This is a genomic window from Syntrophomonas erecta subsp. sporosyntropha (assembly GCF_055395365.1).
Genome location: NZ_AP042459.1, coordinates 135128 through 149381, shown reverse-complemented (window position 1 = coordinate 149381; position 14254 = coordinate 135128). Strand labels below are relative to the sequence as shown.

The following is a 14254-nucleotide window of genomic DNA, read 5'->3' as shown; positions in this document are numbered from 1 at the left end:
AGTGAAACTATTTTATGCTGGCAGACTTGAGAAATATTGGAATTATAGCACATATTGATGCCGGGAAAACGACAACTTCAGAACGTATATTATACTATACCGGATTAACTCATAAACTTGGTGAAACCCATGATGGACAAAGCGTTATGGACTTTCTCCCTTATGAAAAAGAACGGGGGATAACGGTTGCTTCGGCGGCTACCAAGTGTGTATGGAAAGGAAAATCAATTAACATCATTGACACACCCGGACATGTTGATTTTACTGCGGAAGTGGAAAGAAGTCTGCGTATTCTGGACGGAGTTGTGGTCATCTTCTGTGCCAAAGGCGGGGTAGAACCTCAATCTGAAACGGTATGGAGGCAGGCTGATAAATACCACATTCCCCGGATAGCATATATAAATAAAATGGATGCAGTCGGGGCCGACTTCTTCCGGGTAGTTGAACAGGTAAAAACCCGGCTGGGTGCTAATCCGTTAATTCTAACCATCCCTGTTTTTGATGGAGAGGTGTTTAAAGGGATTATTGATCTGGTGGGTATGAAATGTTATACTTTCGCCGGTCAATTAGGTAATGAGATCCAGGAAATTGAGATTCCCGAGGCATATCAGGATAAGGCAGAAGAATGGCACCAGGTAATGCTGGAAGCCCTGGCCGAAACCAGCGAAGAATTATTGGAAATGTATTTTAATAACGAACCTATACCAGAGGAATTACTGCTTAAAGCTATCCGTGAAAATTGTATAAATGGCAATGTAGTACCGGTATTCTGCGGTAGCTCCTACCGTAATATTGGGGTGCAGCCATTACTGGATGGGATCATTGAGTTTCTGCCGTCCCCGCTGGATGTTCCTCCTACCCGGGGAATTGACCTGAAAACTGGCGAGGATTTAGAGGTCATTCCCGATCCTGATCAACCGTTTGCTGCCCTGGTATTTAAAATTGTGGCCGATCGCCATGTAGGTAAACTGGCCTTTGCTCGTGTCTACTCAGGCACTATTAATGCAGGCAGCTATGCTTTTAATGCTACCAAGCGCAAGAAAGAGCGGATTGGTCGTCTAGTGAAAATGCATGCCAATCATCGTGAAGAAGTAAATGAGGTTCATGCAGGTGATATAGTAGCTTTGATCGGTATGAAGGATATTAATACTGGTGATACCCTTTGTGCAGAAGGACACGAAATATTATTAGAATCAATAGAATTTCCTGAACCGGTTATCCAGATAGCCATTGAACCGAAAACCCAATCCGACCAGAACAAACTGGGAGAGGCTATGGCTAAAGTTGCCTCGGAAGATCCTACCTTTAGGATTTCGTATAATAAGGAAACTGGACAGACCTTAATTGCGGGAATGGGTGAGCTTCATCTGGAAATTGTGGCCGAGCGCTTATCCAAGGAGTTTGGAGTTGATTTTAACTTGGGACAGCCTGAAGTTGCTTACAAAGAAACCATTACCACTTCGGCTGAACAAAATACTCGCTATGTCAAACAGACTGGTGGTAAAGGACAGTACGCTCATGTGGTATTGCAGCTTGAACCGGGTGAAGGCTTTGAGTTTGTAAACAGGATCGTAGGTGGTGCTATACCCCGCGAATACATTCCGGCAGTAGAGGCAGGAATAAAACAGGCCCTGACCGAGGGAGTTTTAAAAGGGTATCCGGTAGTAAATGTTAAAGCCACCTTACTAGATGGGTCTTACCATGAAGTAGACTCATCAGAAATGGCTTTTAAAACTGCAGCTATGCTGGCTACCAAGGAATGTATGAAAAAGGCGGGACCACAACTCTTAGAACCGATTATGAAGTTGGAGATTACTTCACCAGAAGAGTTTACTGGTAATATTATAAGCAATATTAATAACCGCCGGGGCAGGCTTGAATCCATGGAAATGCAGAATAACACTCAAGTGATACGCAGTTGTGTACCACTGGCAGAGCTGTTTGGCTATTCTACCGTGTTACGTTCCCTGACTCAGGGAAGAGCCGGATTTTCTATGGAATTTTCTCATTACGAAAAGCGCCACATAGCATCATAAGTTTAAAAAAGCAACCATCTTTCGGTGGTTGCTTTTTTTTTATGTGTCATAATAATCAGTTTTTATTCCAGTAATTATAAATATATATGTGCTGCTTCCGGCTACGATTATGCAGCAAAGTTAAGATTTGTGGGGATTACTGCATGTATTCAGGTTAAGGTTTGTACCAGTACCTACTAGAACATCGGTGGGGGAGTGTATCCTATTTATTAGGCTAATCGGTTTTGCGTACTAGATTATTTAAGTTCAAATGTAACGATTACATGTGAACTCACTTTTACATCTTCTGGGGGAAGGGGAACTGTTTTTTTTAAGATCATCCCATTAAAATCTTTAGTATTAAGTGGTTTCACCAGCCCCGAGGAGGAAAAGTCTTTCTCAATATCAATTATACTCCCCAGGGTACGTTCGGCAGTAGCAGCAACGATAGCTGCTTTCTCGTGACATTTATGTAGGGCCTTTTCTAGAACCAGGTTTTCCACGGTAGTAATGTTTTTAGGTTCGAAACGAATAAAATTACAATCAGCACCGCTATTAATAGCCGTATGTAAAATCTGGTCTAGCTTATCAAAATCAGAAATTATAACCAATACTTCATTCCTTATCAGGTATCCGGTCAGGACAGGGGGCAAATTACTTTCATAATTATATTGAGGATAAATACTATAATTAAGTGTATGGAGATCCATGCTGGATATTTGCTCCTTTGTTAATGCCTGTATCACCTGACGGGAAAGGCAGGTATTTTCATATTGGGCCTGGTTAAGGCTTTTATCAGTATTATTGACGACTAAAGATATGATGGCCTGATCAGGTGGCACTGAGACTTCCGCATTAGCGCTTACCACTACTACAGGGGTTAGCTCCCTGGAAGTAGTGGCCGGGGAAGCCTGGACAGGAGTATTTAATCCCCCTATAAGCCATAAAGTCATTACTAAAAACGCCACTAAATATGACATTTTAATTGCCCGAACCATTATTTCGTGACCTCCTTAATCTGAATCATAGTAGCCAATTTAGCTAATTTCTCGTAGGAAAGGTCACCTTTAAGGGTAACTGTGTAAGTTTGGCCGGATTGAACCGTAACCCAGGTGTAGCCTGGCTGGGTGGTATTATCCATATAAATCGGTGCTGTCTTTTGGGATATTGAAGTTTTTGGTGGTTCACTGGATGAAGTCACTTTTCCAGAAACGGATGCCATATAAAGCATTTTAGCTGTATCTGTGTTCGTATCATCTGGATGGACTGCGATAGTAATCACCATAGTACTGTTTTGATTATCTGCAAACTTAAAGCTAATTTCCTCCTCCTCATCAGCCATTATCTGCACAAGTTGATAAGCAGAGGGAAGATTAGCCGGATACAGATTAAGTAGACGAGATCTGGGCCCAGTAGACTGTTTATTAGCCTCTGCTACCATCCGACTAGATGCCGATCCTACTGCCTCTTTATCTGCCATGATAGCAATTGTGTTAAATGTTTTTCCCCGGGGTGAATCTAATGATGGTAGGTTAGGAGAGTGACTTTCATCCCTATTTAAATCCGGTGACTCCGAAGACAAAGCATCAGTAGTTACAGCTATAGGTGGTGCTTCTTTTTTACTATCTGTTTTGCTATCCATTGTTTCTTTAGAAGTTTCCGGCATTGATTCCCTTTCATCTGCAGGGGTAGTAAAATCTAGCAGTGCATTGCCCTTATCAGCAACACGAGTAGAATAAACATCTGTTAAACCTGGAACCATAACGAAAAAGAGCAAAATCATAACCGCAGCCACTGAACCTAGTAATATATTCTTCCAAGGGAGTTGTTTACGTCGGGTGTTCTTTATATTCAGATCAGCACACGGGTGTAAAGTCTGAATAGCCGTCATTACCCGGCCGGTAAAATTTTCTGAAAGATCCGGGATATTTGAAATATCTTGCAATATTTCATTTTCCATTCGGGTCAGCTGGTAATTATTTTTACATGTTTGGCAATGAACCATATGGGTCTCTAATTCCTTTTGCAAATGGGGGGACAGGGTGCCATTACAATAAGCATAAATATAATTATCTACCAATTGACAATTCATCACTAACACCCCTTTCCTGCCACTTTTTTTGCAGTTCCCGCCGCAAGGCTTTGCGGGCCCTGTGTACTCGTACTTCAATATTCTCCCTGGTGATGCCCAGAGTATCTGCAATTTCCTGGTTAGTCAAATCTAATTGATAACGTAAAATTAAGACGGTACGATAATTATCAGATAGCTCGCTAATTGCCGAATTTATTTCATCGGCTAATTCTTGACGCTCAAACATAAGCTGTGGGTCAGCCTTATAAAAACCAGGATATTCATGATAAGGTTTACCATAACTATCGTCAAAACTTATACTTATGACTTTCTTTTTCTTACGCAAAGCGCTAATGGTAGTATTTACTGCGATGCGATGGATCCAGGGACCAAACTTTTTCCGGCGATCAAACTGATAAAGTTTTTCATAGACCAGGATAAAAACTTCCTGGGAAATATCTTCAGCTTCCTGATACTGGCCAACCATCCGGTACACGATAGCAAAAACACTTTTTTTGTAGCGGTTAACCAGTTCCTCAAATGCTGATAAGTCACCATTTAAGGCCTGCTCAGCCAGCACTTCGTCGGTAATCACATGACCAGCTCCTCAACACTTTCCATAATATAATACGAGAAAAAACCACCTTGAGCTTACACTAAACGAAAGGAAAAGCCTACCAGTACTTTCGATTATTTCTTATCATATTCCGTTTTCAGTGATAGGATGAGTTGTAGCTATCCGAATTGGATAGTGTTTTTCTCTTCATATTATAGGATATCATAGGAAAGTAGGTAGTAATTTTTATCTTTGGATCAGACATAAAATAAAATATCGAGATAAAACACCGATGGAATTACAAAGATGGGGCTATATCTATGCGATATATACCAATACTAAGTAATAATAAGAATAATCTGTCCTTTGAAGTAAGGGGGGCTAAGGGACTAATTCTGATAGGTGTGATCGCTCTGGAGGATAGTATTAGCAGGATCTACCGATCACCGTGGTTAAGGTACCAGTATCTGCAGCCAGGTGTGTCTGCTGCCCAGGTTGATCACCTATTACCATGGTTAAGGTGCCAGGCTATTCTAGTGTTTCCGGTTAGGAAGGCAGAATTGTCATAAAAGTTATAGAATTTCACTGGAATGAAGAATGTTTATTTTTCTTATGATCTGGTATATTGAACTAGTTGATGAGCATATATGAAAAAATAATATTTGCCACTAGCTGTTACCAATAGCTGTGGGTTAAACGGTTTATCGTTACTAACTGGAGCATAGGTAGGCCCGTAAGTTTAACCAGGGTTTTCTATTCCCGTTCACCCTGAAGAACAAGCGGGCATATGCACGAAAATTACTTGCATAGGGTAAGTTATGGTGTTTATAATTGGATTATAAGATTTATGCTGGAAGGGAGTATATTATGTCGGATCAATGTAAAACTTGTCCATCGAGTGCAGGATGTAATTCCACCCCGGGTAATTGTGGGGTAGAACCGGAAAAATCCTTACTCGGGGCACTAAATGATATTCAACATGTTATTGTAGTAATGAGCGGTAAAGGTGGGGTAGGGAAATCTTCCGTCACCGGCTTAATTGCCACCACCCTGGCCAAACAGGGTAAGAAAGTAGGAATATTAGATGCTGATATAACTGGCCCTAGTCAGCCTAAAGCCTTCGGATTAGGCAAAACCGCCGGTTTAAAAGCTACCGATTATGGAATTATACCTCCTGAGACGGCGTTGGGGATAAAACTGATGTCTATAAACTTTTTCCTGCCTAATGAGGATGATCCGGTAATCTGGAGAGGACCTTTGCTGGCCGGTGCGGTTAAACAATTCTGGGAAGAAGTTGACTGGCGCGATTTGGATTACATGGTGGTGGATTTACCACCGGGAACTGGTGATGTACCTTTAACGGTAATGCAGTCACTTCCGGTTAGTGGTATTGTAATTGTATCTTCTCCTCAGGATCTGGCTTTTATGGTAGTTAAGAAAACCATCAAAATGACCCAAAAAATGAATATTCCTATCCTGGGTTTGATAGAAAACATGAGTTATGCTGTATGTAGTCATTGCCATGAAAAGCTGGAGATATTCGGCAAGACTCAGGGGGCCAAAGTAGCTGCAGATACCGATATTGATTTTCTGGGCGGCCTTCCCTGGGATGCTAGTTTCAATGCCCTGGTTGACAAAGGTAAAATAGAGGAGTACGAATCAAAAGAAATGAAAGATGTGGTAGGCAAGCTGTTAGAACGCCTTTCTTAAGGTATCGTTATATATTTAATAATGAAAGGGTACGCTACAATATGTTACTGTAAGCGTACCCTTAGTTTTTCACGATGCTAATTAAAGCTAGTGGTATATAAAGTAATTAGTTTTCAAGTACCGTATCAGGCGGAGTAATTTCGGTGATATCTTTAGCTGAGCTTACATCCGGGGCAGTAAAAGGAACATCGAAATCGCTAGATTCCATCCGGCCCTGAATTTTAATTTCCATATTTACTTTTTCAGCAGAATTTTCCGGATTAGCTATATTCATCGAAATACTACCATCCATATCAGTAAAACGGGTTAACAAGTTTTCTTTATCAATATAAAAGCTATAGAATAAATCGAATTGGGTATTTTTGAATACATCTTTCAACTCAGCCTGTCCCTGGGGCACAGCAGGCATACTTTCCAGTATCTTTTCGAATTGACCGGTAAATTTATCCTGGTCAACCAGAACATTGATCACCGCATAGTCAGTACCATCAATGGTGGTATCTTCACTAAAACTAGTTATATAACCGAACTCCTTAAACTGTTTCATAATTACGGTCGGATCCTGGCTATTGTACATTTCCATTATGGAACTAATATCTATTCCTTCCATCGGTGTACGTACCCAGCCGTTAGGAGGCATATTCATGTACATACCTTTTTCGTTTATCAAAATTTCTATTTTCATATTTTGCAACTCTGCAGGAGTATCAGGGATACCTGACATGGATAAGCCTTCTATAATGTAAAACATTAAGGGATCCTTCTGGTAGTAGGAGTCTACATCTACATCCATTTTGATTTCAGGAACCTGGGGGACATCCATACCGGATGTTTTAGTTTTAATAGATGTGGTCAGGTTACCGGTGGTCCGGTAAGTATTAAAGTCCTGTATTAATTCTGAAGATTTAGCCAGCATTTGCTCGGAGGTCAAATCCTGTTTCTGTTCCACAAACTGTATCCCGGCCGTCTGACTATCCTGCTGCCAGGTTACTGTCGCACCTAGAGCTTCAGCTATGGGGCGCAGGGGGACCATCAAGCGGTTACCGTTAACTTGTGGAGCACAAAGGAGCTTTATGTCTTTACCGTCCAGGCTTGCAATCAGATTATTAGCATTAAGTTTTAATACGTGCCCATTTTTTTGAAATTCAACCTGGTTATCACCGGTGTTTAACTTGGCTCCTAAAACCCTGCTCAAAGTAACCGAATCAACTAAAGTAGTTCCATCCTGTAATACTGGTGAGGCCAATTTAGTAATACTATTACCATTGACCTGTACATCGACTGCCATTACTGGGGTAGCCAGGAGTAAAATCATCACTAGGGTGGAAATTACTCCTATTAACTTGTTCCTCATCTTTAAACCACTCCTTTAATCTCGCTTACATTAAGCCTTAATACGGCTTTATGCGTGTTTCTACCAGTATAGCATGGAAATATAGCAAAAAATAAGGGAAAGGTTTCCATCCGGTTATAAAAGCGGGTGCAAATTCCCCTTAATTTTGTGTATAATCAACATATATTAATAATGCAAATTAAAGGGTAACAGCTAGTCCGTCGACAAGAAACGCTCGGATAGGAGGTTGGATAAATGATCACTAAACTTTTTATGGAGTTAAAAAAGCTGTTTGCTGATCTGGCTTCAGCCTTAATTATTGGTAAAAATCAGGATGCTGCCGATCTAGCCATGATACTAGCAGAGAAAAGTAAAGCGCTGGCTGAGGAACTGGGCAAATAATTATGGATTCGACAGCAGAATAAGATAAAAAACACCGCCGGGTGCGGTGTTTTTTTATCCCAATTAGGGGCGGTGCTATAAGAATTAACGAAAGGTAGCGGAAATTAAGCAAGCGTAATAGTATATAAAGCAGATTAATAAAAGATTATAACGAAGATTATGGAATTGCTTACCGGTGATTCTATTTGCACAGTAATTAGGGGTGACTTTCCATTAATTTTGTTTGACATGTTTTACAGGTACTGCCATAAAGTATTTATAACTATTCTAATTACGGGAAATGTTTATTTAACTTATTGATTTATCAGTGTTAGGGAGTTATAATACTAATTGCGGCACACAACTAGGGCCATTAGCTCAATTGGCAGAGCAGCTGACTCTTAATCAGAAGGTTACAGGTTCGATTCCTGTATGGCCCACCATAATAAAGCAAGTAACCACGGGATTTTCCGTGGTTTTGTGTTTTCTGGTGTTTTACGGGGGGGACACGGGGACAGGTACATTGTCCCACTATACACCGTTTAATCTAAGATGTTATCCCGGATTACTTTCCATTCCTGGTCAGAAACCAAACCTAGCCGCCATAGGGCGATACCTCCCAGTCCGTATTGCCTGGCGATGTTGATTTTATCGGCTATACTTGATTCTGACTCGCTAACAACGGATATGCCGAGTAAAAGCTTATTAGCAGCAACCTGGGAACTGGCAAGCTTTACTGTTTGCTCTACCTGATCATTAGGCTCTGGTCTGGGCCCATAATCATAAGCCATAATTATGATTTGATCGGCTAACCTACCTAGAGCAGCATAGTCCTAACCAGGGTAGGCTGAGTTGGGCGCATGCAAGGTCAGGGTTAATGTCTTACCGGCGGCGTGCAAAGGAGTAACCAGATCCTGCACAAAAAGGGTGAAATCCGCTCTCGCTTGTGACAAAAGCGTTTGTTATTTAAAGGAAGCATTATGGGATACCTGGCGCAGGAGGTATTAACATTGGTGAACTATTATCAGTAGCTAAACCAGTTGGCAATCATCTTACTGTTTTTATTATCTATACCTTTAATTTTAGCGCCAGCCACGGTGCTACCAGAAGCTATGGCTACCGTAAGAGAGTTAATATTGCGGCGCTTTTGGAAAAAATTAGCGGATAAATGCATAGATTGAATTCTTCTGCGGGGAACAATGGTACTTACCCGGCCCAGACTACGGGTTCGTAGCAACAGCTTATTATCCTCTAACTGCCAGCCGGTATCATTAAACTGCCAATTACCCAGCCAGGCTGCTACCGGCAGTAATAAAAAAGCCAGGTAGCCCCAGGTTAGGAATACAGTACATGAAACTGCGATAATAAAAGCAGGTATTATATTAACTAATAAGTAACGATTTTTGGACCGGACCGGTAATTTCTGCACTTCAAGAGATATAGCAAATTCAGGCACAATCTCTTTAAGAAAAGGCCCTAAATTTTTGCTGGCTATTAAGGGGAAGAGAATACTACCTTCGCCTTTTTCTCCGGTATTGCTTATACTTATAACCTGCACGCTAACCATACCCAGTGGTTGCCTCAGTATGCCTTCCACCAGCCTTATGGCCTGAATCCTTTTAATAGGAATAGTTAACTGTTGTTTTTCCAGAAAACCCTGGGTTATTTTTAAAGTATCACCGTCTCTTACCACCCGGAATCCTCCAAACTTGATAATAGTCCCCAGTAGTGATAAAAGCCAGGCGAAAAGCAGCAGGACTAAACCGGTTATAATTATCAGGCTTGCTTTACCGGTGAACAGATTCTCAGCGATAGTTTCTAGTTTACCCCAGATATTCAGGGTAGAAAATACTTCATTTAATTGTGAAAAAACTACTAGTATGGCACTGAAAATTACCCCAATACCATTAGAGGTACTGGCTAATAGTAATAATGAGCGGGTAGAAAGTTGGTAGTCAATTAAATCAGTTTCCGCAATGTTATCGTTTTTTATAAATTGTGTATTCATCTGTATCGTTTGGCGCAATTCCTCGGCTTTTTCCCGGGATAGGGCTGCCAGCACAAACTCTGCTTGGTTACCCCCTCCGGCTGTTTCCACCTGCACCTTGACCAGTCCAAACAGGCGCTGTAAGATACCAGCCGTAATCTGCACAGTTTGAATTCGTTCGAAAGGGATATATCTTTTTTTCCTTACCATAACCCCATATTCCAGGCGTAATTCCTGTCCACTTATATAAAAAACATACCGAAACCAGTAAGCAATAAAATAACCCACAAATAGAGCCAATACGACTGGTAGTGCCACTAACAACCATTTGCGGCTACCTGTATCTCCTATAAAAAGAACTAAAAGGGGCAGCAAGGACTGGACCAGTTTATATATATTGCGTACCAAAAAATCCAATATAGCCATAGGGTGTAACCGTTGAGGCTTATACATCTTCATCTACCACCCGGGCCAGTTCTGAAATACGATCTCGTAACATGGCTGCAGTAACATCATCTAGCGCTGGTATCTTGTGAGTTCCAGCGGCTGTGGAGATGGTTACAGTAGACAGTCCAAAATGCTTAAGTAGTGGTCCCTGTTCGGTATCTACATGTTGGACCCTCACCATCGGAATCAGGGTACGAGTTTTGACAAACACTCCTCGGAACAGATCGATTTCCCGGTCGGATACATCATAACGCCATGTCTTCCAGGTAATATCGGGCACAAAAAATATTGAAAAAATAGCAATTGTCAAGGATATAATCAGCAAAATAGCCGTGATCCAAGCTGGCCAATTCCATAGATGAACCCCCGCATAACAGACCCCGGGAAACAAGAATAAAAAAATTGACTTAATAATTGCCGACCAGCGCCAGTATTTAACTGCCTTCGGATCTATACGTTGTTTAGGATTTTGTCGCACTTTAACTTCCTCGCCTATGTACTCATTACTTACATTTGGTATTTCATAAATCTTAATGTAATAATAACGAAAATAATCAGCTTAAACTCTTAACTTAAAAATACCACTACAACCGGTATTTGAATATTGGAAATTGATGTTAAAAAGCTGTTATCTTACTGTGGTCAGACACTATTTAACTAAGTTTTCTAAAATGTTACCCGGATTACTTCCATATCTTGATCATCTTGATCAGAAACTAAACCTAGTCATCTTTGGGAAAACCTCTACCTATATTGCCTAGCGATGTTAATCTGGTCGGCTGTATTTGGTTCTGACTCGCTGGGAGCGGATATGCTTATGGGACGGTGAACCTGTCCTCTTGTCCCTGGATGTGCCGGTGGGACAGTGAACCTGTCCCCCTGTCCTACCTGTCTAATAGATAAAACGGACGTCGTCGAAATAGACGGTACCACGGAGGTTTTTACTTTTATCAGTTTCCACCATATAAAAGTAATCCAAGGAGACTGGCAGGGGAATATCGGCAGGAATGTCCACGTCAACGTATTTCCAGCCGACCCAGTCGATGCGGGAGGCCAGGTTTAAGGTTCTTCTATTTCCGTTTCCGTCGCAGAGATTGACACGCAACCAGGGGGCCTGTCCGTTACCATATACCCACATACCAAGCTTTTTGGGGCGTATGGTACTGGTATAACTAGCCCCTCGTTTATCCGCATTCATTATGACATTAATTGTACCATTGTATACCCTGGCCCACCTGCTATAATCATAATCCACTCTCAGACTTTGGCTGCCATGATTGACCTGATCTCTGGAGATTTGACAGCTGCCCCCGGCATAACCGGTAATGGAATAGGTATTGGTATCTAAGGTTTCATAGCTGTCGATTAACTGGGATTCTTGTCCTACCACCACATTAATCGAAACTTCTTTGTCATCTACTTTGGCCGTTACTGTACCATTTCCTTTTCCCTTTGTGGTAAAGAGCCCGTTATTATCGATGTTCCCAATTGTCGATGGAGTTACTGACCACTGGGCGGCCGAGTTAGAAATAATAATGGGGCGGCCATCTTGGGCATAAGCTACCAACTGAAATTGCTTTTGACCATTCGGTGCGACAGCCAGCATACCACTATCTGTTAAACCTAAAGAATGAATGGCATCTACTATAGTCACCGTAGCATAGCTTTGCACCGGGCCGATACCGGCATAAACCGCTTCGGTTGCCGGTCGATTCCCGGCTACGTACAGGCCCTTCTGATCAATAGTGCCGCTCACCGAATGGCCGGCAGCATTACCCAGCGGACTAATATTCCAGCGGATATCGGTTTTGGTCAAATCAGCCGGATTACCGTAGCTATCTTGTCCTCGTACCTGAAAAGCATAACTGCTATTCTTGTAAATAGTAATGTCCCTGTTAACCTTCAGTTTCTTAATATCAGAGGCCTTAGGTACGTCGGATATAAAAAGAATGGTATTGGTTACCGGGCGTTCTTTGGTGTCAGAAGGACGATTTCTTAATTGGACTTCCGTTTCACCGAATAGGCGAGAATTTATCTGTGATGATCCACCCCCATCAAGACTGACAGCGGCTACAGCCCCTAGTCCTTTCATCCTTACTGCCATTCCGGGAAGATCCATACCATAACTGTCCTGGCCTTCTCCACCTCCATCAAAGACCAGGCCAATAACCTTATGGTCCGCTGTATATCCGACTGCGGTCCTGGCTTTATCGGTAGCCTGGATAATAGCAGTTCCGCCACCCCAGTCATCCTTGCATTTTTCCAGCATTTCGGCCGCTGTTAACGCATGCCCGTTTTCAACCAGGGGCAGCCAGGCACTAACTGCCTGATCAAGGTAAAGGTTTTTCCCTGTCCGGTCTTTCAAGTTGACTGAAAATCTGATTTTATCGCCTTTTTTTATATGTTGCCTTACCCAGGAAGCTTTGACCCCCTGACTGGCTAACACCATGCCATCAGCAGGAACCGTTATGTGCTGCAAACCGGTGGCGGTATCGCTGACAGAAACTACATCGGCTTCATATTCCCGGCCAATTTGGATAGAATCATCCTCAGAGCCACTGGTAATTTTCAAAACGGTCAGTGTCCCATTCATTGCCTGTTCATCAGTAAAGCCTACAGTCGGATTATCGGTCAGCTGCGGTGTTACCAAAATCATTTGATCAGCCATTAAGGTGGTGTTGGTGCGGTTAATAATATCAATGGTTGTGGTTAAAGCTGAATGGGGATTAGGTACGCCATGTTTAGCTTCATAAGAAGCATCAACTACAGATAGTTTGGCATCCAGGGATATGTAGTCAATTAAGGGTTGGCGGTTTTTAGTAATCGCAAAGACTGGAAACCGGGATTCTGCCCACACGCTATCAGAGCTAACCAGTATCTTACCATCTTTTATCTGCAGCCCCAGAGGAATGCCATAGTCGGCCGTACCCAGGGACATGTTGTACATATCACCATTAATACCTGCCACTACGTTTTGCCCCTTTAACTGTTCACGAGCAATTTGTTTGGACAGGGTTTCCAGCTTAAGTACTTTGTCTTGAGCTTTGCCCGTAATAATTTTTACGGTGGGATCATTTAGATCGGCCGTGATGATAAATTCTCTTTCACTCCGGGGTGGAAATCCCGGATAGCTATTATATTTATGTTCCTGAAACATAATTCCCCGGGCAATCTTTTCATTGTAGATGTGTTCGACGTTAGCCTTGGCTGCTGCCTGGGCAGGCCGGTTATTAATTAACAAGCTTTGCATAATTAGGGTGATCAGCAGTAATACCAGGTATTTTTTTAAGCTACTTCGTCGTAAATAATTGGTTTTCATATTTTGCCTCCCAAGTTATAGGATTTTTTGTAAAGATATTGGGGTAAAGCTATTACATAGCTGCCATATCTTAACTCTATTCTATCTATACGTGTAAGCTGCCCTATTTCTTTCTTGGTATCCTTATCAAGGAAATTGTGATTGGGGCAAGACTACTCCTGATTAAATACTTCTTAAAAATCGAATATAAAAGCATAATCTTGCTGTGGACTACCTAAAGCAGACAAGGGTAATATAGCTAGGTGTTAAAATGGCGACCGGGATCACCTGGCGAATCGGCTGTGTTTACGAAAAATTTGATCGTCAGGGGTGATCAACAAATAATAAGCACTGGGCTGGAACTTTATCGCCCATGCCCCGTGTGGTCATCCTTTTAAGTACCCGACTGCCAATCGGTAAAGCTGAAATAAAAATAACCCGTCAATTAAAAAGATG

General features: G+C 41.9%; 12 protein-coding genes and 1 tRNA gene. 5 read left to right on the top strand and 8 right to left on the bottom strand.

Features of this window, described 5'->3' with window-relative positions; all coding sequences use genetic code 11:
- Positions 1 to 14: 14 nt before the first annotated feature.
- Positions 15 to 2036, top strand: a complete 2022-nt coding sequence (gene fusA, locus ACZ5Q0_RS00715; RefSeq protein ID WP_446820012.1) for an elongation factor G — start codon at positions 15 to 17, stop codon at positions 2034 to 2036.
- A 236-nt stretch (positions 2037 to 2272) separates the two neighbouring features.
- Here the strand turns inward: fusA and ACZ5Q0_RS00710 are convergent, their stop codons facing one another.
- The 3 genes from ACZ5Q0_RS00710 to ACZ5Q0_RS00700 are packed head-to-tail and all read right to left on the bottom strand — an operon-like array spanning position 2273 to position 4681.
- On the bottom strand, positions 2273 to 3013 hold the full coding sequence (locus ACZ5Q0_RS00710; RefSeq protein ID WP_446820022.1) for an SIMPL domain-containing protein: 741 nt from the start codon (positions 3011 to 3013) through the stop codon (positions 2273 to 2275).
- The gene (locus ACZ5Q0_RS00705; protein ID WP_447182639.1) at positions 3013 to 4107 is read right to left on the bottom strand and encodes an anti-sigma factor family protein; all 1095 of its coding nucleotides are present in this window, start codon (positions 4105 to 4107) and stop codon (positions 3013 to 3015) included. Before ACZ5Q0_RS00705 ends, ACZ5Q0_RS00710 begins: the two co-directional genes overlap by 1 nt.
- Positions 4085 to 4681, bottom strand: a complete 597-nt coding sequence (locus tag ACZ5Q0_RS00700; RefSeq protein WP_447182638.1) for an RNA polymerase sigma factor — start codon at positions 4679 to 4681, stop codon at positions 4085 to 4087. The genes ACZ5Q0_RS00705 and ACZ5Q0_RS00700 overlap by 23 nt, the downstream gene beginning before the upstream one ends.
- A gap of 281 nt (positions 4682 to 4962) precedes the next feature.
- On the opposite strand from ACZ5Q0_RS00700, the gene ACZ5Q0_RS00695 reads away from it, so the two are divergent.
- The gene (locus ACZ5Q0_RS00695) at positions 4963 to 5211 is read left to right on the top strand and encodes a hypothetical protein (protein WP_446820026.1); all 249 of its coding nucleotides are present in this window, start codon (positions 4963 to 4965) and stop codon (positions 5209 to 5211) included.
- A gap of 298 nt (positions 5212 to 5509) precedes the next feature.
- Complete coding sequence (locus tag ACZ5Q0_RS00690; protein WP_446820028.1) at positions 5510 to 6352, top strand: Mrp/NBP35 family ATP-binding protein; 843 nt, start codon at positions 5510 to 5512, stop codon at positions 6350 to 6352.
- A 106-nt stretch (positions 6353 to 6458) separates the two neighbouring features.
- Here the strand turns inward: ACZ5Q0_RS00690 and ACZ5Q0_RS00685 are convergent, their stop codons facing one another.
- The gene (locus ACZ5Q0_RS00685) at positions 6459 to 7706 is read right to left on the bottom strand and encodes a DUF6612 family protein (RefSeq protein ID WP_446820030.1); all 1248 of its coding nucleotides are present in this window, start codon (positions 7704 to 7706) and stop codon (positions 6459 to 6461) included.
- A gap of 234 nt (positions 7707 to 7940) precedes the next feature.
- Between ACZ5Q0_RS00685 and ACZ5Q0_RS00680 the strand changes: the two genes are divergently transcribed.
- Together ACZ5Q0_RS00680 and ACZ5Q0_RS00675 are read left to right on the top strand one after the other, a co-directional pair.
- Complete coding sequence (locus tag ACZ5Q0_RS00680; protein WP_446820032.1) at positions 7941 to 8087, top strand: hypothetical protein; 147 nt, start codon at positions 7941 to 7943, stop codon at positions 8085 to 8087.
- Between the two features lie 346 nt (positions 8088 to 8433).
- Positions 8434 to 8509 (top strand) — tRNA-Lys (locus ACZ5Q0_RS00675).
- A gap of 99 nt (positions 8510 to 8608) precedes the next feature.
- Here the strand turns inward: ACZ5Q0_RS00675 and ACZ5Q0_RS00670 are convergent.
- From ACZ5Q0_RS00670 to ACZ5Q0_RS00655, 4 genes are all read right to left on the bottom strand, one after another.
- Positions 8609 to 8857, bottom strand: coding sequence for a hypothetical protein (locus ACZ5Q0_RS00670; protein ID WP_446820034.1), 249 nt, complete (start codon positions 8855 to 8857; stop codon positions 8609 to 8611).
- Between the two features lie 233 nt (positions 8858 to 9090).
- Positions 9091 to 10506: a PH domain-containing protein gene (locus ACZ5Q0_RS00665; RefSeq protein ID WP_446820035.1), complete on the bottom strand. Its 1416-nt coding sequence runs from the start codon at positions 10504 to 10506 to the stop codon at positions 9091 to 9093.
- Positions 10499 to 10978 carry a PH domain-containing protein gene (locus tag ACZ5Q0_RS00660; protein ID WP_446820036.1) on the bottom strand — a complete coding sequence of 160 codons (480 nt, stop codon included), beginning with the start codon at positions 10976 to 10978 and terminating at the stop codon, positions 10499 to 10501. The genes ACZ5Q0_RS00665 and ACZ5Q0_RS00660 overlap by 8 nt, the downstream gene beginning before the upstream one ends.
- Positions 10979 to 11392: 414 nt before the next feature.
- Entirely contained in the window at positions 11393 to 13819 is a 2427-nt protein-coding gene (locus ACZ5Q0_RS00655) for a phosphodiester glycosidase family protein (protein ID WP_446820037.1), read from the bottom strand.
- Between the last annotated feature and the right edge of the window lie 435 nt (positions 13820 to 14254).